The following is a 24162-nucleotide window of genomic DNA, read 5'->3' on the forward strand; positions in this document are numbered from 1 at the left end:
GTGACTTATAAAAATGGAGGTGATACCTCCATTTTTCAAGTGCGGATAATATCTTACCAGGTATAAGAGATTCCTAATCGAAGTTGATAGTCAGTTTTTTGATTACCTTCACTCGGCATATCGTCGTAGTCGGCCTCGAAATCAAAGTCAGCGTTAATGCTACCGAAAACCGGGAAGCGGAGCCCCGTATTCGATTCAATCTGGGTGCGGAGGTTATCAGTGTCTGTCATGGTCACGGTGTGAGTATGATAGAAATCTGGCGCGGCACCTAACTCCTCGCTCCAAATAGGAAATGGCGTAAACCAATCAAATTTATATCGCCAACCGGTTGAGCTAGTCGTAGTTTTAAGACCACTTTCATCTAACGTTTCCTTAACATATACCGGGCCATTCTCAATGAATAAATGACCGGTATCGTCATCCCAGAAACGATAACCTATACCCACACCAAACGTGTATCGACTATCAATGGAATCCGTATCATCTCGGCGTGCTTCAGTGTTACTGTTGAGGTACCAGTGCTCATTATAAAACCAATCTAAGCTATAGCTTGCTATCCATTTAATATCAGACTCCGCTAAAGGATCGGAGTTGTCATCACGTTTATAATACAGCGCTCCCGTGTGCCGAAAATCGCCTTTGTAAACACTGGTAGCGGAATCCAAGGTCCAATCTTTATCCGTTTTATTACCCCAAAAAAGCTCTCCAGTGAGCCTGATATTGCCGGTCCAGCTAAAGTATTCATAATCTGGGTCAATCCACGGCTCCAACGATTGCAGCATATCCAAATGGACGAATGATTCGGTGCCTTCACAATTAAGTCTCATCATGCCGTCAACAAAGCTGTCCATATAGCAAGGCTCATCATGACCATTAATGTTAATAGCCTGAGTAAGCACCAACTCAGCAATATCTGACTTAGATAGTGTTAATGTACTAAAGGAGTCGGAGGCCCAAACTAATGAATCACCACGAATGGACTCCAATTCACCCAATAGACGTTCGCCATTCTTGGTGACTAATACATCGGCAGACGCAATTCCACTAGCAGTGGCTACAACTATTGCCGTAAAAACCTGTTTTATCATTATGATCTCTTTTAAAAACGTTGTAGATTGATTGGAATCTCTGAAATAGAAGATACTAATTGTATTTATGAACCCTACTTTTAATGATCAAGTGTACGCCATCCTAAGTCAAATCCCAGTAGGGACCGTCACCAGCTATGGGGAAATCGCCAAACTAGCTGGCCATCCATCGCATGCAAGGCAGGTAGCGCGGGTGCTGAAAACACTACCCCCAAACACCAAGCTACCGTGGCATCGCGTCCTTAACAGTCGACACCATATTGCCCTGCCGCTTGGCTCACCTTCAGGACAAGAGCAACGACAACGCTTGCTCAACGAAGGGGCGACCGTCGACGGCGCTCGCGTCAGTTTTCCCTCTCGCAGCTAAACTCCTTAACGCAGACTAGCTAAAGCTTCACGCTACTTTCGCTTTTACTCCCTGAGTCACTCGCGTAATCATTGGTAGCAGCAAGATAGCGGGAATTCCAAGTCCAGCACAGATAAAGAAGAAGTCCGTGAATCCATAGGACTCTACCAATACGCCTGAGGTGGTCGAAAAAAGTTTACCGGGTAGGGTCATAAACGAACTAAAAAGCGCGTACTGTGTTGCGGTATATTCTCTGTCTGTTAGTGATGAGAGAAAGGCTACAAAAGCGGTATTGGCAATTCCTGCCGCAAGATTATCAGCGCTAATTACGAGTGTTAACACCGTTAAATCGGCACCAGACACGGACAGCCAAGCAAAGAGCAAGTTAGTCGTCGCCACTAAGATTGCGCCAACGAATAGCGGTTTAATCACGCCGAATCGAACCACCGCAAAGCCACAGGCGAAGGCGCCTAAAATAGTCATGAAAAATCCAAAGACCTTAGCGATACTTGCGACGTCAGACTTCGAAAATCCTAAATCACTGTAGAGCGGATTGGCCATGCCGCCCATAGCGATATCACTTAATCGATACAGCGCAACAAAGGCTAGTATCGCTAAGCTGGCACGACCATAGCGATAAAAGAAATTTTTAAACGGGCTAACAATTACCCGTTGAATCAACGCTTGCCAATTTTCACTCTGAACAGCCTCTACGTGCGCGTCTGTGCGGAGGACGAGTAACACCAACATAGGCAGCAACATGAAGAGAGCCATTGACTGGTAGGCAAATTGCCAGGAAACAAAGTCAGCTAGGTAAAGGGACCCTGCTCCCGCTATAAGTAGGCCAACACGGTAACCAAAAATATAGGACGCTGACATGAGGCCCTGGTAGGCCTCGTCAATAGCCTCAATACGCCAAGCATCCAAGGCAACATCCTGAGTAGCCGAACTCAAGGCAACTGCTACTGAAGCCACGGCAAGCCATTGCAACTCCGTTTGCGGATTCAACAGACTCATCCAGAATAGCGCCAGCGCTATGCCTAATTGTCCTAAGAAAATCCAGCTTCGTCGGCGACCCAATTTACCTAGAAGAGGAAGTTTCCACTGGTCAATCAATGGCGCCCAAATCACCTTTATGGAGTAAGTGATACCAACGGCTGCAAAAAAACCAATGGTGGACTTGGATACACCCTCGTCAGCTAACCAATAATTTAGCGTGGAGAATACCAGTAAGAATGGCAGTCCCGCTCCCACCCCCAAGGCAGCCATAGCCATCACCTGAGGTTTGAAGTAATGTCGAATCGTGCCAATCAACGTGTTGGATTCTGCCACAGGACCTCTCCACCATCCTTTCGCGCAAGACTTCGGGCCAGCACGAACAATAGATCTGATAATCGATTTAACCAACGAATAAGGCTTGGGCTAATTTCGAGCTCGTTACTCAAGCCTACCGCCTGGCGTTCGGCGCGACGCACAACGGTGCGCACAACATGGGTCGCAGATGCCGATAGATTCCCGCCCGGAAGAATAAATTCTTTGAGAGCAGGTAGATGCTCATTGATACCATCGATACTAGCTTCAACCCAGCTGACATCTTCCTCATGAATGAGTTGCATGCCGGGAACACTTAGTTCACCACCGGCGTTGAACATTCGGTGTTGAATTTGGGTAATGATTTCGGCCTCGTGTCGATAACCTGCAGTCTCACAGTACGATGCCGCAATGCCCAGTAGAGCATTACATTCGTCAAGGGTACCAATCAACTCAATCAGTGCACTGGATTTCGCAATGCGCGAACCGTCACCCATACCGGTGGTCCCATCATCGCCTGTACGCGTATATATTTTTGATAATCTATTACCCATTGGTACTATTGCTCTAACAAATTTTTAAGGTAGCTTAACATGAGTTCATCAACCACGGTTGTCGATTTTTTACGACACGGCGCTTGCGAGGGCGGGGAGATATTTCGCGGTAGCACAGATGTCTCTCTATCAGAATTAGGCTGGCGGCAGTTGCGTGAGAAAACTCAGGAGAATAATGGCGGCTGGGAACAGGTGATTGCGTCGCCACTAGTTCGCTGTAGACGCTTCGCTGAAGAGTTTGCTCACACCCATGCTTTGGGCTTTGAGGTTGACGAACGCTGGCGTGAAATGAGTTTCGGTAACTGGGAAGGCAAGCTCGTTAAAGATGTTTGGAAAACCGATAAAGCCGCTGCCATGGCCTATTTCAGTGATCCAGTTAATTGTAATGAGGTGGGTATCGAACCTATGGAAACACTTGTCGCGCGAACACAGAGTGCCTGGCAAAACTTACTTGATACGCATCAGGGTAAACGGGTTTTGGTGGTGTCGCATGGTGGGCTAATTCGTGTTCACCTCGCCACTATTTTGAATCTTCCCTTAGCGAGTATTGGCCAATTACATCTCCCCTATGCGGCAATCTCGAGAATTGTCCATTCGCACGGACCTTTGGGCGAACGATCAAGCGTTCACTTTATTAACGGTACGGTGGTTAACGGTGGCGATGCGTTACTCAGCTAACGGACGCTAATGGATATCGGCCACTAATGGCATCGGGCGATAACTGCTAATGTCCGCTGTTTTGGTCACTTTAGGATCATCCCTATGCGTTACCAACCTATTTGGCTTGTGAATTAACGCGAGGTAGGACGTTTAGGTGCTGGCTTCTTACGCGCTGGTTTCCTAGTTCCCGCCAACTTAGCCTTCGCCTTTTCTTTGTTCTTGTGGCTCTTCAGCCCACGTTTGCGATTCACCTGTCGATCCACAAGCTTTGGCTTCTTGTGCTCGAAGGGGTTTTCATTGCCCTTAAACTCCAAGCGCAATGGGGTTCCAGCTAACTTCAAGACGCGACGGAATGTCTTCTCGAGGTAGCGCACATAACTGGCGGGAACCTTATCCGTCTGATTACCGTGAATCACGATCAGCGGAGGATTTTGACCGCCCGCGTGAGCGTAACGGAGTTTAATGCGACGACCATTAACCAACGGTGGTGGATGGGTCGCTACCGCATCCTCAAGAATTCTCGTTACTTGGTTGGTATTAAGCTTCTGCGTAGCACTTTCGTAGGCGGCATCAATAGACTCGTATAAGTGACCAACGCCGGTGCCATGGAGCGCCGAGATGAAGTGAATATCGGCATAATCCAGGAATACTAAGCGACGATTGAGTTCTTTCTTCACATAGTCCCGCTGCTCTTCCGGCAGGCCATCCCACTTGTTAAGGGCGACTACTAACGCTCGACCGCGCTTGATACAGTGTCCTAGCAAGTGTAGATCTTGATCGACCAAACCTTCGCTGGCATCCATTACCAACACGACAACATTGGCATCATCGATTGCTTGAAGACTTTTAACGATAGAGAATTTTTCTACCGTCTCACGAATACTCTTTCGGCGCCTGACGCCCGCTGTATCGATTATGGTGTAGGACTGATCATTACGCTCGTAATCAATGTAGATACTGTCTCGCGTGGTGCCAGGGTGGTCATACACTACTACCCTATCTTCGCCCAACAGACGATTAACGAGTGTGGACTTACCCACATTGGGTCTGCCGACAATCGCCATACGAATACCGCGAATGTCGTCGTCATCCTCGCCGTCTTCCACAATACTTTCAGGAATGTCACTCAACGCATCTTCAATCAGCTGTTTAATACCGCGTCCATGGGATGCTGCAATAAGATGAAGTTCTCCCAATCCTAAAGAGAAGAACTCAGCACTCTGTGCTTCGGCATGTAAACCATCGATTTTGTTAACGACTAAGTAAACGGGCTTGTTCACGGAACGCAGGTGCTCCGCAATCATTTCATCCGTTGCCGTCATACCCGCTCGGCAATCCACCAGGAAGAAAACACGGTCTGCTTCTTCAATCGCCGCCAAGCTTTGATCAGCCATACCGCGATCAATACCCCGTTCGTCGCCACTGATACCTCCGGTATCAACCACTACGAACTTGCGACCCTCGTAATTGGCGTTGCCATATTTTCGGTCTCTCGTTAGCCCGGAATAGTCGGCAACCAACGCATCTCGCGACTTCGTTAGCTGATTAAATAGCGTTGATTTACCAACATTTGGGCGCCCTACTAGAGCAATAACCGGTATCACTAGGATATTTTCCTTTTAATGAAACAAAAAAAAGCGGCCCGCAGACTTCTACAGACCGCCTTCTAACAATTTAGCTTACTCTTCGATAGTTAGCGCAGTAATTCGTCCACTATCGTCAAGGACATACAAAGATTTTCCACGCGAGGTCATTAACGAACGGACCGCACCGCTCACCGAGAAGCGTGCCACGAAGCTACCATCACGCTGAGACATCACGTGTACATAGCCATCCGCATCGCCCACCACCAAATAGGAACTCCAGGTCACCGGAGCCGAAAGGCCACGATAGCTCAACTGGTCATTGCGCCACACTTGCGCACCCGTGTCGGCACGATAAGCTGTGACACTTCCATCCAGCTCAGCGATATAAACTTGGCCAAAACCTGCCGCTAACGCCGTACTAGTCGACGCATTGGCTTCCCAGAGCACTCGACCACTACGCATATCCAGCGCTTTAATATAACCCTGAAGCGTTGCCGCTATGACGGACTGACCGACGACTACTGGCTCCCCATCAAGATCAACCATTCTTTCGATGTCCGAACGACCACTTGGCAGAGCAATAAGCGCTTCCCATGCTGGCAGCCCCGTATCAGTTCGAATTGCGGATAACTTACCTGACGCAAAACCTACCAGAGCAAACGGTCCCTCGAGTATCGGTTCGGAGACGCCTTGCATGGTGAGTAGTGGCAAGGTTTCTTTGTATTCCCAAAGCACCGAGCCATCTGCACTGGATAGACCAGTCACTAACCCATCTGGGGTATGAATCACTACCTGACGGCCGGTATTCACTGGAGCAGAGAGAACCTCTGTTGCCAATTTAGCTCGCCATTTCTCAGTACCATCAACGGTGCTAAGGGCTACAACTTGGCCCTGTGGACCACCTACAGTGACCAATCCACGTGAAGCTGAAACACCGCCAGAAAGAGGAATATCAAGCTCCACTTCCCAAACCTTCTCACCGGTATTACGTCGATAAGCATAAACCTCACCGTCGAGATTAGCGGCGAATATAACTCCTGCATCTTCAGCCAAACGCATCGGTGATAGATACTCATGCTGCGAGCCAATGGACCGCGACCAATCTTTATTGACGGAAATACTTGATTCGAAATCGACTAAATCCGCGGGTGCCTTTGGGTCTTCGTCGTCGAAAAGTTCACAGCCACTAAGCAGCGTTGCTACAACTACCCCGGCAACTAGCTTGCTAAATTTCATTCTGCGACTCCAACCTGTGCTGAGCTATCAACCAGTATACTATCGATCTTCATGGTTAGCAGACCTTCACGCTGCATGCTCGCTTGACCTTGATCACTATTTTGCAACGCAGTGAGCGCTGATTGGTAGTAAGCCCTCGCGGAAGCACGATCTGCCTGCGAGAACGCGATATCACCGCGGAGCTCATCATATAGGCTGCTAAAAGTAGTTGCCGATACGCTGTTCAGAGTAGTTAATGCTGCGTCCGCATCACCGTTGGCCCATTGCGCGCGAGCTAGACGTAGCGCTACAACTTGTGCAATTTCTGGTCGCGCTTCGGCGAGGTTAATGTTAGCGAGCACGACTTCGGCACCTAACGTATCACCTTGATTGAAGCGATACTTCGCCAACTCTAGCGCGGCGAAATCTGCGTAACCTGTATCGTCAAATTCGCTTTGAAGACGTTCACCCAACGTTTCAATTGATGCCTTTTGGATATCGGTCAGATCAGGAGTTGCCACTAAGGTCTGCAACTGGCTATACAGTGCCGATCCATCTTCACGGTGGGCTTGCTCTTGAGCACTCCAGTACTGCCAACCACCCCAACCCGCGGCAACCAGAACAATGGCCGCAACGGTTTGCTTGCCATTTTCTTCCCACCAGAGTTTTAGTGCTTCTAGCTGTTCTTCTTCTGTACGTAATGGATCCACTTGTTCTCTCCTACTACTTTTGGCGCTGCTTTGTTTGCACCTATTATTTATTGTCTGTTAAGCAATCTGTTCAACTAAGAAGGTAGCGACGTCGGCAACCGGGATCGTCATTTGATCACGTTGTTCGCGCAGCCACTTCACGTTAATCTCACCACGAGCTTTCTCGTCTTCCGCAAAAATCAATGCGAGTGACGCGCCTGAGCGATCGGCCTTCTTCATTTGCGATTTAAAGCTACCACCACCGCAATGCATTTGAACTCTAAGTCCTGGAATTGACTCGCGAGCCGATTCGGCAATTTGCATCGCCTCTGCCACGACATCACCTACCGCAACAACATAGACATCCACTTGCTGGCTTAGTTCGGCAGGAACCACGTCAAGCGCTTCCAACAATAGCACCAAACGTTCTAGTCCCATAGCGAAACCAACCGCTGGCGTAGGCTTTCCACCAAGCTGTTCAACCAAGCGGTCGTAACGGCCACCGGCACATACGGTACCCTGCGCGCCTAATTTATCCGTCACCCATTCAAAGACGGTGGCGTTATAATAATCAAGACCTCGAACCAAACGCGGGTTAATACGATAGCTAATTCCTAATGCATCTAAGAACTCGCACAACTGCTTGAAGTGCGCCGCTGACTCATCATCAAGGTAATCAAGTAAATTCGGTGCGTCACCCAACAACGCCTGAACATCTTGATTCTTCGAGTCTAAGATCCTTAGCGGGTTGGTCTCAAGACGGCGAACACTATCCTCATCAAGACGCTCAATGTGCTGGCGCAGAAATGCCACTAACGCTTCCTTGTATTCTGCTCGCGCTGCAAGTGAACCAATCGAGTTCAACTCAAGGGTTACCGCATCACGGATGCCCAATTCACGCCAAAGCTTGTCACTAATGGCAATGACTTCGGCATCGATATCAGGCCCCATCATTCCATAGGTTTCTACACCCACTTGATGAAACTGGCGCAAGCGGCCCTTCTGTGGGCGCTCGTGGCGAAACATCGGTCCGTTGTACCAAAGTCGCTGAGTCTGGTTGTAGAGTAATCCATTCTGCTCGCAGGCACGGACACAGGATGCCGTCCCTTCAGGACGCAGTGTTAAACTATCGCCATTGCGATCTTCGAAGGTGTACATCTCTTTCTCAACGATGTCTGTGACTTCGCCAATCGCCCGCTTAAACAAAGCAGTCTGTTCAACAATAGGAAAGCGAATTTCACGGTAAGCATAACTTGCTAACAGGTCGGAAATAACGCCCTCTAGATATTGCCAGACAGGTGAACCCTCTGGAGTAAGATCATTCATGCCTCGGACGGCTTGAAGTTTTTTCACAATTAAGACCCTTAGCTCTTAGCAATAATCGTCGCGTCAAGCGCCGCTTTTTCGGCCGCCTTCTTCCGAATTAAAGACTCTAATTCGTCCACCAAGTTACCTTGGCCCAATTTATGACTCGGCTCGCCGTCTACATACACTAGATTATTAGGCGTGCCACCGGTTAGACCCAAATCCGCTTCACGCGCTTCGCCAGGGCCATTAACAATGCAACCAATGACCGCAACATCTAGCGCTGTTGGGATATCTTCAACGCGCATCTCTAATTCATTCATGGTCTTAACGACATCAAAATTCTGTCGCGAACAGCTTGGACACGCAATGAAATTAACGCCCTTTGAACGCAAGCGTAGGCTCTTCAGAATGTCGTAGCCGACCTTGACTTCCTCTACGGGGTCGGCGGCTAGCGAAACTCGAATGGTATCCCCTATACCGTCCATTAGCAGCATGCCCAAGCCCACAGCTGATTTAACGGCTCCAGCTCTGAAACCACCTGCCTCGGTGATACCCAAATGAAGAGGTTGATCAATTTGCTGTGACAATTGACGATAGGCGCCAACAGCCATAAATACATCACTTGCCTTAACAGACACCTTGAAATCATGAAAATCGAGCTGATCCAGGATATCAATATGGCGCATCGCAGACTCTACCAATGCGGCCGGAGTAGGTTCGCCGTATTTCTTCTGGATATCCTTCTCCAAGGAACCTGCATTGACACCTATTCGAATGGGAATGCTATGTTCTCGAGCCTTATCAATCACCGCACGAATACGCTTTTCACGACCAATATTACCTGGATTAATTCGTAGGCAATCAACGCCAAGGTCTGCCACTCTGAGGGCTATGCGATAATCGAAGTGGATGTCCGCTACGAGAGGGACCGAGACCTGTCGACGAATCTCACCGAATGCCTCCGCCGCTTCCATGGTAGGTACAGACACGCGAACGATATCAGCGCCTGCGTTTTCTAGTCGCAAAATTTGCGCCACGGTCGCATCAATATCATCAGTACTGGTATTCGTCATACTTTGAACCGCAATCGGCGCATCGCCGCCTACTGGTACACTTCCGACCATAATCTGGCGCGTTTTACGACGTTTAATTGGAGATTCAAACTTCATATCTTGACCTACTCTCCTACGTAGAAGAACGCCGCAGCGTTATCTCGAACTCTAAAATCAACGACTTCGCCCGCATACGTCACGCTAGCTGCTGGACCATAACCCAATAGAATCGAAACGCGCTCATCGATATTCACGACGAGGCGACGGTTTGGGTTAAATAAATCGCCAACCAAAAGCGAGCCATCTTCGCGCTTGATCTCAACCCAGCATTCAGCATTGAACGTCATTTCCAAGCGTTGTCCCGACGCACCAACGATGGTTTCTCGAATCACTGGAGCAACCGTGGCTTCATCAACCGTGGTAACCGGATCAATGAGCCCAGAGGTAGCCTCGTCGGAATTTGAGGTCGCTTCAATAGAGTTAGCTTCCAGTTCACTCCCTACAGGCGCTGGCTCTGCCAGCGGTAGATCGCTCGCCGCAACCTGACTTTCACCTGAAGAAGTTTGAGTAGTCATCGAATCATCTGGCGAAGTTTGAACAGCGACCGATTCATCTGGCGAAGTTTGCATAGCCACCGATTCGTCCGGAGAAGCGTCAAGGCCACTTGCTCCTCGGCTAACTGGGGAAGTATCTGTATTTATAACTAACGGCTCACTGTTAACTTCGGTTCTGTCAGCTCCCTGGGGCGATCCCACTAGCGTATTGGCGGGTCGGAGGTACATATAAGCCAATACGGCTGCTATCACTAGTACCACAGATATCAGGGTAAGGCCTTTCAACCAGCTAGGCATTTCCCCTTGATCATTAAAGATCTCAGATTTATCAACACCGCCATCAATCCGATGGGAAACTGACATTTCGGCCGGTTTGGGGAATACTTCTGCCAATTCATCCGAGAAGCTTCCTTCATCTAATTCCAGCGCTCGAATATAGGAGTTGATATAACCTAGTATAAACACCCGTGTTGGCAGCTGCGCTTCATCGCCTGCTTCAATTGCTGTAACGACCTTTGGTAGCACGCGAAGTAACTGCGCTAACTGTTCAACAGTCAGCTCCGCGGCTTCACGATGCGAGGCGAGTTTGAGCCCTAGTCGTTGAAAGTTATTTAAATTCTGTTCTGTTTCGCTCATTGATCACTCATCTCACGATAGGCAAGCCACTCATCTGAGTAGGGATAGCGCAACTGTAATTGCTGTGCGAAGGTTCGCTCAGCAGCGATATTACCGAACGCACGCTCAACATTAATGGCGACGAGTAATGCTTCAGGCGTCTCGGCACCGAATCGAAAATATTCGCTCAAGGTGGACTTAGCTAAAGACAGTTCGTTTTTAGCAAGATAAACCTGAGTCAACTCTAAGTAGGAGGGTGCAAAGCGAACATTGATGCGATTCGCCAGCATCAGCGCTCGTTCAGCCTCGTCAAAATCCTCTCGTTTGAACTTACAACGACCGTAGTAAAAGAGCGCTACATGGCGTTGATTCCAATCTCGGTCTTCAGTAGCCCGTTCGAGTTGTTGGCAGGCCTCACGATAGCGCTCCTGATCCAGTAGGAATGCACCGTACTGAACCTTAGCAGGAGTGTAGTCACTGTCTGCTCGCAAGGCTCTCTTGAAGTACTCTTCGGCGTCTTCATATTCCGAGGAGCGAAGATATACTACGGCTAATCCTGTGTAGGCTCCCGCTGCATCATCATCGATTTCGAGCGCTCTAAAGAACCGTTGTTTAGCACTTTCGCGGTCATCGACTTTGAGATACTCTTCGCCAAGTTGAATATAGGCATCGCGCGCAGCGTTTGGGTTACGTTCACCCAAGTCACCTGTCGTGGTTGTAGTACAAGCGGCTAGCCCAGCAACGACCACCAGCGACATTAGCAACTTGGTCAGGTGGTGATGAGGCGTTAACATTTTTGTCATCTGCTTTTCCTAGTTAGCAATCAGCCAACGGATTAAGGAACCTGCTTGACTGGAATAATTGTTTCTTGATCCTGCGCGCGTGCTTCATAGCGTTCGCGGCGGCGCGTTCGGTCATAGAATTGACCCGCTAGCTGCCCACAGGCGGCATCGATGTCATCACCTCGGGTAGTACGAATTGTCACAACATAGCCAGCATTGTGCAGGATATCGCGAAAACGATACAGCGCATTATTGCTAACCCGTTCTAGATCTGACAACGGAAACGGGTTGAAAGGTATTAAGTTTACCTTACAGGGAATATCACGCAATAGCTCAGCCAATTCTTCGGCGTGGTGCTGGCGATCATTCACCTCTTTGATAAGCGTATACTCAATGGTGATATCGCGCTTATCGGAAAGGCCCGTAATGTAGCGCTTAGCCGAATCCAGTAATTGCTTAATAGGGTATTTCTTATTGATGGGTACTAGCTGATTACGCAGCTCATCATTCGGCGCATGCAAAGAGATTGCCAGGCATGCATCGGTATAGTCACCCATTTTATCGAGCATCGGCACAACGCCCGAAGTTGATAACGTCACACGGCGTTTGGAAATTCCATAGCCGAAGTCGCTCATCATAATATTCATCGAGTCCATCACATTGTGGAAGTTCATCAGCGGTTCGCCCATACCCATCATCACAACATTGGTGACCTTACGGTCGCCTTTTGGCTCAAGTTGGCCAAATGATTTGGCGGCAATAAACACCTGACCGATAATCTCGGCAGCCGTTAAATCGCGATTAAACCCCTGCTTTCCGGTAGAACAGAAAGAGCAGTCCAGTGCACAACCCACCTGCGAAGAAACACAGAGTGTCCCTCGCCCAGCTTCGGGGATATAAACTGCCTCGACATTTTGACCTTCGCCGACGCGAATAAGCCATTTACGAGTACCGTCTTTCGAATCCCAGCGCTGGACAACTTCAGGGGGCGTGATTTCGGCGATTTCCTTCAGCTTTTCGCGGAGCGATTTGCTGATATTGGTCATCTGGTCGAAATCCTCCGCCCCTAGGTGGTGAATCCACTTCATGATCTGTTGGGCACGGAACGACTTTTCACCAATACTGGCGAAAAATTCAGTCATCTTCTGCTCGGACATACCCAGCAGATTGACCTTTGGCGTTACCTGTTCAACAGTCATCGCATCATCACCAACGCTAAATTAGCGTGGGCAAAGCTCTGTAGCGGCGAAGAAGTAAGCGACTTCACGTGCTGCAGAGGTAGTAGAGTCAGAACCGTGTACAGCGTTCGCATCAATTGATTCAGCGAAATCAGCACGGATAGTGCCAGCATCAGCTTCTTTAGGGTTCGTTGCACCCATAAGGTCACGGTTAGTTAGTACCGCGTTCTCGCCTTCAAGAACCTGAACCATTACTGGGCCAGATGTCATGAATTCAACTAATGCACCAAAGAAAGGACGCTCAGCGTGCTCAGCGTAAAAGCCTTCAGCTTCTTTCTGAGAAAGGTGCTTCATCTTAGAAGCAACAACCTTTAGGCCAGCCTTCTCAAAACGAGTGTAGATTTCGCCAATTACGTTCTTTGCAACCGCATCAGGCTTGATGATAGAAAGAGTGCGTTCGATCGCCATGTTTAAAACTCCATTAAGTCGATAAGTAGATCGCGTGTAATTGCCAAGACACTTACAGCACGCTCATTTTCAAAAAAATCGCGCAATTATAGTGCGTAGGGCGAAGCTAAGCTAGTGAATTATAGACTAGATGTGATGGTAGATATGCGTAGCTGACGTAGCCTCGCTAGTAATGACGTACTAACGAGGCTGGGAGATTTCAAGGAGGACAAGTCAATGTCCGAGTCTGAACGCGAACAATTGACAAATCTAGTGCTTACAAACGATCCAACATTGCATACCAGAGCATCCCTGCAACCATACCTGGATAGCGCAGTAATGTGCCGCCAGGGAAAGTATAGGTAGGTGCACGACACAGAACATCGAACTGCTCAGCGGTGCCTGCCAAAGCATCGGCAATTAACTTTCCAGCAAAGGAAGCCAAAACGACACCATGACCAGAATAGCCCTGAGCGTAGAAAATATTTTTACCTAAACGCCCAAAGTGTGGCATTCGGTTCATGGTGATCGCTAAAGTTCCGCCCCATGCATAGTCAATCTTTACATCATCTAACTGGGGATAAATGGAGAGCATCGGCTTGCGAACAAAACTAGCAATATCCTTGGGGAATTTCTTGCCGTAGTTTTCACCACCACCGAAGCAGAGGCGATTATCCGGCGTGAGGCGCCAGTAATTGACGACAAACTTAGAGTCCACAACCGCCTCATTATCACGGATAAGTGAACGAGCACGGTCATAGCCCAGCGGCTCAGTGGCCACCACAAAATTGTTGATAGGGAGAATCTTACCCGCTACACGCTTTTCTAATTTTTCGAGGTAGCCGTTGCAGCCAAGGACGACATAGTCGGCGATGACAACGCCGTCAGCAGTCTCAATTCGCGTTGGCTCACCTTGATCATAACTAATAACGCGGGAAGCTTCGTAGATAGTCGCCCCCGCTTCTTCGGCAGCCTTAGCCAAACCACAGACATAGTTAAGCGGGTGAACATGGCCGGAGCGACTATCAAGCTGACCACCATTAAAGACTTTGGCGCCTAGCTTTTCAGACATTTCATCGGCTGAGACAAAGTTGATCCAATCACAGTTGTAATCATTATTCAGCTTTTCAATGTAGCCCTTGTACCATTCCTCGTCTGCTTTCTTGTAACAGGCATGAATGATACCTGGCGTCCAATCACACTCAATCTTGTGTTGCTTAATCCGACGCTTCATCTCATCCATCGCGGCCCAATTAAGGTCCCACTGAGCTTTAGCATCTTCCTTACCAATTTTTTTCTCAAGATCCTCCTGGTCATGGCGAGGCTCACCACTAGCTTGACCACCATTTCGTCCTGAGGCGCCCCAGCCTATTCGATTCGCCTCTAGAAGAATGACCTTGTAGCCACGCTCAGCTAAGTTTAGCGCCGCGCTAACGCCGGTAAACCCGCCGCCGACAACGCATACGTCGGCACGCTGTTCACCCTTAAGTGCAGGCCGAGTGATGAGTTCATTCGCCGTAGCGGCATAATAGGACTGAATGTGTTCGTTCATGCTTTAAATCCTGAATCGCGTGTAAAATATATTTTACAGAGTGTACACCGAATTCAACATCGAAAGGAAGTTTCGCTCGATACAAAAAATTGCGGTGACCCTTCAGTGTCACTACAATAACGCTCCATCCCTCTAACGGAGCTGTTTTCATGACCTATCGAGTTGTTTTTGGCACATTTTTGCTACTATTAAGCCTATCAGCCTGCGCGCCGTTTGGTTTATCCGGGGCGGAAAATGACGTTGGGGCTACATCTCAAACCCTTGAAGTTGAGTGCCCTCACTTCCCAGCCGATGGTGCATTGACTATCTGTACCATGGAATATATGCCCGTATGTGGTCAAGATTCCCAAGGCGAGTGGCGAACTTACTCAAATGCCTGTGATGCCTGCGCAAGTGGCGCCATCCGTCATGTAGCCAAAGCTTGTGAGATCCAAACGGATTCAGAGGAATCGAATGGGCAGTAATAAGGACAGTGTCTACTCTAATCCGCTCACCGAGGTTCATCAGTTCAAATTTGATGATCGAGTAGCACAATGTTTCCCAGATATGATTACTCGTTCAGTGCCTGGGTACGAAACTATTATTGCCATGACCGGAGTGATGGCACAGCGCTTTGCTCAAGCCAACAGTCGCATCTATGACCTCGGTTGCTCCCTAGGCGCATCGCTGCTATCGATGCGACAGCATGTGGATGATGCTTCGATCCGAATTATTGGTGTGGATAACTCACCCGCTATGATTGAGCGCTGCAGCCATATCGTGGCGCTTAACGATTCACCTATCGGCACCGAGTTACGCCTAGAGGATATGCAAGCAACCGAGCTGAGCGATGCATCGGTGGTGGTGCTCAACTTTACGCTGCAATTTATCCCTATTGAAGAGCGCGGCCCGCTTATTAAGCGTATTTTTGCCGCCATGAAACCCGGTGGAATTCTTATTCTCAGCGAAAAGATTCGCTTTGAAGATGAACATCTTCAGCAGCTCAATACCGAACTTCATCACGAGTTTAAGCGCGGTAATGGCTATAGCGATTTAGAAATTGCGCAAAAGCGAAGCTCTCTAGAGAACTATCTTCGTGCCGAAACCATCAAGAATCATGAGTCCCGACTTGCTAACGCAGGCTTCAGCAGTATCGATGTGTGGTTTCAGTGCTTCAATTTCGCCTCGGTAGTGGCCATCAAATGATTGATTTCAATAATGCTTTAAAGGCGATGTCCGACGCTGGCATCCCGCCCTGGAACGGCTTAGCCGAGCAACTTAGCGCTCGTTTTAATCAACAACGCTACGGCGATTTGCCACGCTGGCTTGATGCACTAGATCAACTGCCAGACTTACCCGTAGATACCCGTCGTACCGACCTGGATACGGTCACCATAAACGGCAGCGAGCAGATAGACCTGCGTGAACAGCTCATGCAGTTTCACCCGTGGCGCAAAGGCCCGTTCTCACTATTTGGCACCCATATTGATACTGAGTGGCGCAGTGATTGGAAGTGGCAACGACTTATTTCCTATCTCAGCCCATTAAGCGGACGAAAAGTATTGGATATAGGCTGTGGCAGCGGCTATCACTGTTGGCGAAGTCACGGCGCTGGCGCCGCCTTCACACTAGGCATTGACCCAACACCACTCTTTAACGTGCAATTTCGAGTACTACAGAAGTATTTGGAATATCAGAATGTTCAAGTGTTACCACTAGGTATCGAGGACTTGCCTGCAAAACTTCACTGCTTCGACACCACATTTTCCATGGGGGTCCTCTATCATCGCAAGTCCCCCATTGATCATTTGATCGAACTCCGAGACACCCTCCGCCCCGGCGGTGAGCTGGTACTTGAAACGCTGGTCGTCGATGGCCCTGAAGGCTATAGTCTCGTTCCGTCTGGACGCTATGCTCGAATGGGTAATGTCTGGTTTTTACCGTCGGTAGCAACGTTGACAAACTGGCTTGAAAAAGTACGTTTTAAAAACGTAAAGGTGGTGGATTTGAGCGTGACCTCAACCGAGGAACAGCGTACTACAGAATGGATGACCTATCATAGCTTAGCGAACTTCTTGGACCCTGAAGACAGTACTAAGACATTAGAGGGATACCCAGCCCCGAAAAGAGCTGTGATTATTGCCGAGGCGCCAACTAATTAACCGCAAAGCAGGTATGACAAGTACAACTTTGTCTACCGGCTAATTAGCAATGGCGCCCGAAGTCATAGAAATCAATGACACTCAAGCCGTATTAAACGGCCTTTGGCATTAAACGGCCCTTGGCCACCAGCACCATCTTCACTAATTCCGCCAGCGAATGCGTCTTCATCTTTTTCATCACGCGCCCGCGGTGAATTTCTACCGTACGCTCAGAGATACCAAGGTCGATACCAATCACCTTGTTGGCATTACCGTCAACCATCATCTCCATGACTTCGGTCTCACGTGCCGTGAGCGTCGCGAGGCGCTCTTGCACCACACGCTTCTCAATCAAGAATTGGCGCTTTGCCGCATCCTTATCGAGAGCACGACTAATTGTGTCCAGAAGCTCCTGTTCACGATAGGGTTTAGTCACAAAGTCCAGCGCACCATTTTGCATGGCTTCGACCGCCATCTGAATGTCACCATGCCCCGTCACAAAAATGATTGGGAGATTACACCCCAGTTCATTCAGTCGGCGATGGAGCTCCATGCCATTCATTCCTGGCATTCGCACATCCATGACAATACAGCCAGACATTGATGAGTTGTAGTCATCAAGAAATGCTTGAGCATCCACATAAGTCTTCGCTGGTTGATCCACTGATTCCATCATTAGTTCAATAGAATCCCTAACTGCCTCATCGTCTTCAACGATGAATACCATTGCATTTTCTTCTGTCATACCTAACCTATATCCCTAAGGGTGTTATTTGCTTTGTATAAGCGTAGACTAAAATAGACCATTGCTTAAGCTATTAATCCACAATAGGACAACTATTTCCAATGGATCATAACGATATTGAAGAACAGGACTGCCTACTGCTGGTTGATGATCATCCAACCGCGCTATCGATGTTGCAGTTAGTATTGGCAAATAAGCCCTATCGTTTAGTTACCGCTAGCAACGGACAGGAGGCTATTCGTCAAGCAAAGTATCACCGCCCAGCCCTTGTACTTCTTGACATAATGATGCCCGATATGGATGGATTTGAAGTATGTGAACGACTTAAGGCTGACGCCGATACCGCCGATTCCGCTGTTATCTTTCTCTCGGCTGTTGACGATAGTCAGGTCAAAGTTCGGGGCTTCAGTGTCGGTGCCGTAGATTACGTCAACAAACCCTTTTCTGGAGCTGAAGTTGTGGCGCGCGTGGAAACGCATCTTAGAACCAAACATCTAGAGGACCGTCTCGCTCGTAAAAATAGTCAACTTGAGGCACAAAACCAACGAATTCTCGAATCCATCAATGAGGGCATCATCGGCACCGACCGAGACGGCCGAATCACGCTAATCAACGGCGCCGCCGAGCAATTGACAGGCTGGGGTAATCAGTCGCTGATGGACAAAACGGTGGGTAGCATTTTTGAAGCCAGTGATCGGCTAATCATTCAGCAGCTAATCAATCAAGGGCAGAGTTTCGTTAGTGAGACCATTGATATGCTGACGGCAAATCAGAAAACGTTCCCAATATCGCTCTCTATTACGCCAACGCGCTATCGCGGTGAAATTGAAGGTGCAGTGCTCGTATTTCGAGACATTACCGAGCAACTCGCTCAGGATGATGCGCTTAATAAAGCTGCTGAGGAACTCAAGGAGCAACGTGAAAGGCTGGCTCATATTGAGCGCCTGAGTACTATGGGTGAAATGACCGCCGGCTTTGCCCATGAGGTGAACCAACCGTTGACCGCAATCTCTAACTATGCGCGAGTCTGTGAACGTTTTGCTAATAAATTGGAGAACCCCCCTGAACGTCTCATAGAAACCCTTCAGAAGATGGAAAAGCAAGCGCTACGCGCGAGTGAAGTCATTCAACGGCTAAGGGACTTTGTAAAGCGCCCTGTCGATGGTCGAGCACTCTACGCACCCAACGAACTAGTCCTAGAAATTGTGCAGCTCGCTGAGGTTGACGCCCGTAATAATGGAGTACAAATACACCTAGATTTGCGGCTTGACGATGCCTTAGTATTCGTTGACCCAATACAAATTCAGCAGGTTGCCCTCAATCTAATCCGCAACGGACTGGAAGCGATGTCCGATAGTGCCGAGAGGGATCTTGGCCTCTGGGTTACTGGGGTGATACGAGGAGATACAGTACAAATATCAGTGCGAGATCGTGGGGTTGGGCTTGCTGAAGGAGCTGAGAACGAACTCTTCAATCCTTTTTATACTACCAAGAAAAACGGAATGGGAATTGGCCTTAGCGTCTGTAAGACTATCATCAAAGATCACCAAGGTAACATTGGCTATCGCAGGGAGCAGTCTGGCGGCACGACGTTTTGGTTTGATCTACCGCTTGCTGACGAAGAAACTCAGCAATAAAAAAACGCGCCCAAAGCGCGTTTCGATTAAGAATTGACAATAAGCTCTGAAGGCTCAATATCATCATCTTCGTTTTGAATTCGGTCATAAATTTCTTCGCGATGAACAGACACATCACGTGGCGCCTCGATTCCAAGGCGAACTTGGTTGCCTCGGCACCCTAGAACGCTGACAACGACGTCATCGCCAATTACCAGTCTTTCACCAATTTTTCGGGTTAGGATCAACATCACTCACTCCATGAATCTAGTTCGGCAATAACAAACCACTGTGTTATTACCCCATTGAGCTTATTATCATCTTCTAGACACTAATTTAATATCCGAAAGACCACCTAATTAGTAAGCAATTACTCGCAGAGATTTGACTCAGGTATTGATGGGATAGCCCTCGAGACAACCGCTGCCTACGCCTAAATATCTTTGAATCGGTCAATCTCGGAAAGATCTAGCGAAAATTCCTCGGCTACCTTATCAAGAAAACCCTGCCACGATTGTTCAATTGCCGCTTTGGTCTCCGTCCACTTTTCAGTTCGCCCTGCTTTCGCATCTCGATCTACCGCAGTGACCAACTGAGCCAGTCGCTTCGCGCCCACCATTGGTGCCGTGCCTTTTATACGGTGTGCTGAACCCTGCAGCTGATTGGCATCCCCCATCAACTCCGCGTGTTTCATTACCACTAAGTCGGCATGTGTTGAGCGAAGAAATTCCATCAATAAATTTTCGAGTAAGGCCGGATCATCCACCAATGTCTTCAGCTCACCAAAATCTGCGACGGGCGCTATCTTTTCCTGAGCCGTATCGGCACGCGAATTCAACGTGGCGGCGACATTTTCGTGCGGTGCGGCAGTTTCGACTGACGCCCTCTCTATTGGCGCTATTTGTTGAGGTTGAAGTTGGGACTGTTGCTCACTTCTCGACTCCAACCTCTCATGGTCATTGCGCTGGTCGATAACGTCAGTTTGGCTACTCTCGTCGGTATTCGATAGATATTTCGCCAACTCATCGCGAAGCATCCGTAGCGAAAATGGTTTAGGTAAGTAACCGCTAAAACCGAGCTCTAAACAGCGTTCTCGCTCACCATCGAGGGCATTCGCCGTCGTCGCGATAATGGGGCGCGCGGGCAAACCTCTTTCCAGCTCATCGGCCCTAATTCTTTGCACGAGTTCATAACCATCCATTTCTGGCATATGGCAGTCGGACAGAATCAAATCGTATTGCTGCGAAGACATCGCTGCTAAGGCCTCAACGCCATTATCTGCAACATCTGCGACGAGACCGATTCGAGCGAGTTGAGCCAAGGTCACCTTCTGATTCGTAGGGTGATCTTCCACTAATAGTAACTTGGCACTCACCAGAGGCCTCACCGACTCGACTAATGGAACCGATTCGATGGCCGGGAGTGCGCAGGGTTGAGCGGGGAAACGGAATGTTGCTACCGTACCGCGTGGATTGTTGGGCCGAATGGTTAGCTCGCCGCCCATTAGATCGACTAGACGCTTACAGATCGATAATCCTAGGCCTGTGCCTCCGAATCGTCTCGATGTACTCGACTCAGCCTGCTGAAATGGCGCGAAAATTGTTTCAAGCTGATCAGGATCAATACCGATACCCGTATCGATAACTTTAATATTCAGCCAACACTCAATATCGGTGCTCATCGAGAAGACAATATCCACTTTCCCCTGTTCAGTGAATTTCAGCGCATTGCCAAGCAAGTTCATAAGCACCTGACGAACACGTGTCTGATCCAACATAAAGCCAGTGGAAGGCCTCTCATGAAAGACAAGATTAAACTGCAAACCTTGTTTAGAAGCTACCGGCCCTAGCGCCTGGTGAGCGTGGGTGATCAAGGCCACTACATCAACAGGAATCCGTTCGATATTTAGCTTACCCGCATCGATCTTAGAGAAATCGAGTACATCGTTAATAATCTCCAGGAGACTCTCGCCAGAAGAACGAACGGTGTGGAGTTGATCCTGCTGGTCTTCGTCTAGCCTGGACTGCGCCAAGACCTCCAACATACCCAGCACGCCATTCAACGGAGTACGAATTTCGTGACTCATGGTTGCTAAAAATGAGGATTTCGCATCCGCTGCACTCTCAGCAATTTCCCGCGCTGCGATCAATTCACTCTCCGCTTTCTGACGAGCCTTTACTTCGTGCCGTAAACGTTGGTTCCAGAGAAAAATACCAATAAAGAAGCCAGCAATAACCAGCCCAAATACACCTAGATAACGATAGAAACGAACGCGATCAAGGCCGTAGTCGTATTGAACCCTAAACCACCGATTTCTAGCCGTTGTAAGCTCTTCTTCAGTGACTGTCGCCAACCCTTTATTTAGGATACTGACGAGCTCCGGTTGATCATTTCGAACTGCTAAATGGACAGGAGGCTCTCCCAGATCAATCGGTGTTGCGACTTTCAGGTTGCTATGATTACCCCGGTCAATTTCATAACTAGCATTCAGCGAGTTACCTACAAAGGCGAAGGCCGTCCCATTGGCAACGAGACTCAGGGCATCCTGAACGTTATTAGTAAACAGGATTCGAGCTTGGGGAACGGCTTTCTGCACTTCTTCGGAAACACGCCAACCACGCTGTAAGGCTACTAATTTATATCTAAGATCCCCGAGATTTCGAACATTGACGTCTCTTCGCGTCACAATGACATCGTTGGTGGTGTAGTAAGAATCCGTGAAGGATAAGTATTCACTGCGGTCATCCGTCCGCACTACACTCGTTAGAATGTCAGCATCCTTTTTCTCTAAACTTTCTAAACCATCAGCCCAACTTTCAACGCGCTGAATTTCAAAGACTAATCCTGTCCGTTCGCTCAGCAGCCTGAGCAAATCAAGATCAATCCCAGACAAAGCATCTCGGTTATCGAAGTAGAACGGTGCGTAGGGGTCCTCTGGAAAAACAACGCGAATTGGACCACTCGACTCAACAAAGTTGGTTTCTCTCTCATTCAGCCCAATACCACTGTTGACGGTATGAAAGTAGCGAGCACTTGAACTATCAATTTGAGCGACTTCTATCTCTGCTAATCGCTCCCTAGGGATGAGATCGAAGCCTCGGTCAATCAATAGCCGCAGGTCCGTTCTGTTACTACGCACCACAGGGTAAAGTAGGCTGAAGGCGCGAAAGTTTTGATCCGAGACAATACCGTGATCCAACTGCGCTGCCAAAAAGCGCTCAGCCGCAATGGAAGAGCCGACCATCGCAACGTCAGCTTCGCCCGTCACCAGTGCTTGCATCGCCTCTTGATCGTTACCAACAATAATAAGTTGGTTATCCACACGATTCGCAAAACGTGTAAATTCAGGCGAATATTGCAGCATGGGGGTGGTAACAAGTCGTATTCCTGTGGCCTCAGGGTTAATTCCCACTGTGTGATATAGCCCGACTGAAATTCCATAATACGGTTTCACTTTCTTTAACACCGCAGAAGGCAGATATTCACCTAAAACACTAAGGTAGATATCGACATCACCAAATGCTACCGCTCTGGTTCCAGTATCTATCTCCATGGCGATAAAATTCAGTTCAACGCCCTGTCGCTGAGCCCACTCACGCCATAAATCAACGACGACTCCACGGGGATTCGCGCTATCTCTTAAGTCTAAATACGGTGGGAAGTATTCGGGAGCTGCGACGCGATATTCAGGTAGATCCGGCTGCGAGCTAACCGAAGTGTTAGCGAATAGCGAAACGACTGTCAGCCCAAAAATAATTACATAGTGCTGAAGTTTAGTCATCCTCGCCTCGCTTAGTTGCCAATCGCTTAGCGGTCTGTCGCTTCGCCGACATCGACGCACCGCAGTGTCTGCAATAATTCGCATCTTTTTCATGACCGAATCGACCACAATGGGGGCAGCTAAACGCACTGCGATGATTTGACTTTAGCTCACTGGCCAAGCTGGCAGTAAACACCCCGGTAGGGACTGCAATGATGGAATAACCGGTCAGCATCACCAGCGTTGAGACCGACTTGCCGATTGCCGTCTGAGGAGTGATGTCGCCGTAGCCGACCGTGGTAATCGTGACAACAGCCCAATAGATTCCCTCAGGAATTGAATTAAAACCGTGTTCTGGCCCCTCAATTACGTACATCGTTGAACCAAATACCGTAGCCAGAATAGCAACAATTAAGAAGAAAATGAAAATCATCTTACTCGACTGCTGAATGGCACGAATCAACAGCTGTTCCTCAACAAGAAACTCTGTTAATCGCAGTATTCGAAATAGCCTCAACACTCTAAGTACTCGCACCACGACAAGATGAGCCGCGGACGGATCAACCCATAGAAAGAGGATTGGTAAAAGGCTTAGAAGGTCAATAATTCCATAGAGTGACTTGACGTAACCCCAGCGATTTGGCGAAACCCAAATTCGTGTAGCGTACTCAATGGCGAAGATTAGAGAAAATATGATTTCTGCCAACAGAAACACATCATGGAACTCTACATGATACTGCTCAACCGAATCTAAGACCGCGACCACGAAGCTCGCAATAATAAGGCTCAATAACGTCAAATCGAACAGTTTGCCTGCCGAGGTATCGGTACCGAAAATGATGACGTATAAACGTCGCCTTAATTCCATTATTGCTCCAGCTTTGCCTTTAATCTTATGAGTGTAGTTTAAACCAGTTATACTAGTTGCCAAAGCATGTAATCTAAAACTGAGACAAATTTATGTTCTTTCTAAAACCACGCAAC

At 48.5% G+C, this 24162-nt stretch carries 23 protein-coding genes; 6 read left to right on the forward strand and 17 right to left on the reverse strand.

Features of this window, described 5'->3' with window-relative positions:
* Positions 1–53 precede the first annotated feature (53 nt).
* Positions 54–1088, reverse strand: coding sequence for a DUF481 domain-containing protein (locus Q0698_RS05535; RefSeq protein ID WP_298634529.1), 1035 nt, complete (start codon positions 1086–1088; stop codon positions 54–56).
* A gap of 67 nt (positions 1089–1155) precedes the next feature.
* Between Q0698_RS05535 and Q0698_RS05540 the strand changes: the two genes are divergently transcribed.
* Positions 1156–1455: an MGMT family protein gene (locus tag Q0698_RS05540; protein ID WP_298634530.1), complete on the forward strand. Its 300-nt coding sequence runs from the start codon at positions 1156–1158 to the stop codon at positions 1453–1455.
* Between the two features lie 27 nt (positions 1456–1482).
* On the opposite strand, the gene Q0698_RS05545 is transcribed toward Q0698_RS05540, so the two are convergent.
* Positions 1483–2766: an MFS transporter gene (locus tag Q0698_RS05545; RefSeq protein WP_298634531.1), complete on the reverse strand. Its 1284-nt coding sequence runs from the start codon at positions 2764–2766 to the stop codon at positions 1483–1485.
* Positions 2745–3299 carry a cob(I)yrinic acid a,c-diamide adenosyltransferase gene (locus Q0698_RS05550; protein WP_298634532.1) on the reverse strand — a complete coding sequence of 185 codons (555 nt, stop codon included), beginning with the start codon at positions 3297–3299 and terminating at the stop codon, positions 2745–2747. Before Q0698_RS05550 ends, Q0698_RS05545 begins: the two co-directional genes overlap by 22 nt.
* A 39-nt stretch (positions 3300–3338) precedes the next feature.
* On the opposite strand from Q0698_RS05550, the gene Q0698_RS05555 reads away from it, so the two are divergent.
* The gene (locus tag Q0698_RS05555) at positions 3339–3977 is read left to right on the forward strand and encodes a histidine phosphatase family protein (protein ID WP_298634533.1); all 639 of its coding nucleotides are present in this window, start codon (positions 3339–3341) and stop codon (positions 3975–3977) included.
* Between the two features lie 113 nt (positions 3978–4090).
* Here Q0698_RS05555 and der read toward each other — a convergent pair whose 3' ends face one another.
* The 10 genes from der to Q0698_RS05605 form a co-directional block, all read right to left on the reverse strand.
* Positions 4091–5563 (reverse strand): ribosome biogenesis GTPase Der, encoded by a 1473-nt coding sequence (gene der, locus Q0698_RS05560; RefSeq protein WP_298634535.1) that lies wholly within the window; start codon positions 5561–5563, stop codon positions 4091–4093.
* A 75-nt stretch (positions 5564–5638) separates the two neighbouring features.
* Entirely contained in the window at positions 5639–6781 is a 1143-nt protein-coding gene (gene bamB / locus Q0698_RS05565; RefSeq protein ID WP_298634537.1) for an outer membrane protein assembly factor BamB, read from the reverse strand.
* Positions 6778–7470: a tetratricopeptide repeat protein gene (locus Q0698_RS05570; RefSeq protein ID WP_298634539.1), complete on the reverse strand. Its 693-nt coding sequence runs from the start codon at positions 7468–7470 to the stop codon at positions 6778–6780. The genes bamB and Q0698_RS05570 overlap by 4 nt, the downstream gene beginning before the upstream one ends.
* Positions 7471–7527: 57 nt before the next feature.
* Complete coding sequence (hisS, locus tag Q0698_RS05575; RefSeq protein WP_298634540.1) at positions 7528–8802, reverse strand: histidine--tRNA ligase; 1275 nt, start codon at positions 8800–8802, stop codon at positions 7528–7530.
* Positions 8803–8813: 11 nt separating this feature from the next.
* Positions 8814–9926: a flavodoxin-dependent (E)-4-hydroxy-3-methylbut-2-enyl-diphosphate synthase gene (gene ispG, locus Q0698_RS05580; protein WP_298634542.1), complete on the reverse strand. Its 1113-nt coding sequence runs from the start codon at positions 9924–9926 to the stop codon at positions 8814–8816.
* An 8-nt stretch (positions 9927–9934) separates the two neighbouring features.
* On the reverse strand, positions 9935–10999 hold the full coding sequence (locus Q0698_RS05585) for a helix-turn-helix domain-containing protein (protein WP_298634544.1): 1065 nt from the start codon (positions 10997–10999) through the stop codon (positions 9935–9937).
* The gene (locus tag Q0698_RS05590) at positions 10996–11781 is read right to left on the reverse strand and encodes a tetratricopeptide repeat protein (RefSeq protein ID WP_298634546.1); all 786 of its coding nucleotides are present in this window, start codon (positions 11779–11781) and stop codon (positions 10996–10998) included. The genes Q0698_RS05585 and Q0698_RS05590 overlap by 4 nt, the downstream gene beginning before the upstream one ends.
* A gap of 32 nt (positions 11782–11813) precedes the next feature.
* Positions 11814–12959 carry a 23S rRNA (adenine(2503)-C(2))-methyltransferase RlmN gene (gene rlmN / locus Q0698_RS05595; RefSeq protein ID WP_298634548.1) on the reverse strand — a complete coding sequence of 382 codons (1146 nt, stop codon included), beginning with the start codon at positions 12957–12959 and terminating at the stop codon, positions 11814–11816.
* Between the two features lie 21 nt (positions 12960–12980).
* A complete protein-coding gene (gene ndk / locus Q0698_RS05600) occupies positions 12981–13406 on the reverse strand; it encodes a nucleoside-diphosphate kinase (RefSeq protein ID WP_121877153.1) in 426 nt (141 codons plus the stop codon).
* A gap of 256 nt (positions 13407–13662) precedes the next feature.
* Entirely contained in the window at positions 13663–14937 is a 1275-nt protein-coding gene (locus Q0698_RS05605) for an FAD-binding oxidoreductase (RefSeq protein WP_298634551.1), read from the reverse strand.
* 149 nt (positions 14938–15086) lie between these two features.
* Here Q0698_RS05605 and Q0698_RS05610 point away from each other — a divergent pair, with 149 nt between their 5' ends.
* The 3 genes from Q0698_RS05610 to cmoB are packed head-to-tail and all read left to right on the forward strand — an operon-like array spanning position 15087 to position 17078.
* Positions 15087–15401 (forward strand): hypothetical protein, encoded by a 315-nt coding sequence (locus Q0698_RS05610; protein WP_298634553.1) that lies wholly within the window; start codon positions 15087–15089, stop codon positions 15399–15401.
* Positions 15391–16122, forward strand: coding sequence for a carboxy-S-adenosyl-L-methionine synthase CmoA (cmoA, locus tag Q0698_RS05615; protein WP_298634555.1), 732 nt, complete (start codon positions 15391–15393; stop codon positions 16120–16122). Before Q0698_RS05610 ends, cmoA begins: the two co-directional genes overlap by 11 nt.
* Positions 16119–17078 carry a tRNA 5-methoxyuridine(34)/uridine 5-oxyacetic acid(34) synthase CmoB gene (cmoB, locus tag Q0698_RS05620; protein ID WP_298634557.1) on the forward strand — a complete coding sequence of 320 codons (960 nt, stop codon included), beginning with the start codon at positions 16119–16121 and terminating at the stop codon, positions 17076–17078. The genes cmoA and cmoB overlap by 4 nt, the downstream gene beginning before the upstream one ends.
* A 91-nt stretch (positions 17079–17169) precedes the next feature.
* On the opposite strand, the gene Q0698_RS05625 is transcribed toward cmoB, so the two are convergent.
* Positions 17170–17802, reverse strand: coding sequence for a response regulator (locus Q0698_RS05625; RefSeq protein ID WP_298634559.1), 633 nt, complete (start codon positions 17800–17802; stop codon positions 17170–17172).
* 101 nt (positions 17803–17903) lie between these two features.
* On the opposite strand from Q0698_RS05625, the gene Q0698_RS05630 reads away from it, so the two are divergent.
* Positions 17904–19439: a response regulator gene (locus Q0698_RS05630; protein ID WP_298634561.1), complete on the forward strand. Its 1536-nt coding sequence runs from the start codon at positions 17904–17906 to the stop codon at positions 19437–19439.
* 26 nt (positions 19440–19465) lie between these two features.
* On the opposite strand, the gene csrA is transcribed toward Q0698_RS05630, so the two are convergent.
* The 3 genes from csrA to Q0698_RS05645 all read right to left on the reverse strand — a co-directional run bounded on the left by csrA (position 19466) and on the right by Q0698_RS05645 (position 24046).
* Positions 19466–19669, reverse strand: a complete 204-nt coding sequence (gene csrA / locus Q0698_RS05635; RefSeq protein ID WP_298634563.1) for a carbon storage regulator CsrA — start codon at positions 19667–19669, stop codon at positions 19466–19468.
* 182 nt (positions 19670–19851) lie between these two features.
* The gene (locus tag Q0698_RS05640) at positions 19852–23199 is read right to left on the reverse strand and encodes a transporter substrate-binding domain-containing protein (protein ID WP_298634564.1); all 3348 of its coding nucleotides are present in this window, start codon (positions 23197–23199) and stop codon (positions 19852–19854) included.
* Positions 23192–24046, reverse strand: coding sequence for an ion transporter (locus Q0698_RS05645; protein WP_298634566.1), 855 nt, complete (start codon positions 24044–24046; stop codon positions 23192–23194). Before Q0698_RS05645 ends, Q0698_RS05640 begins: the two co-directional genes overlap by 8 nt.
* Between the last annotated feature and the right edge of the window lie 116 nt (positions 24047–24162).

It is taken from the genome of uncultured Umboniibacter sp. (genome assembly GCF_947497555.1).
GTDB lineage: Bacteria > Pseudomonadota > Gammaproteobacteria > Pseudomonadales > DSM-25080 > Umboniibacter.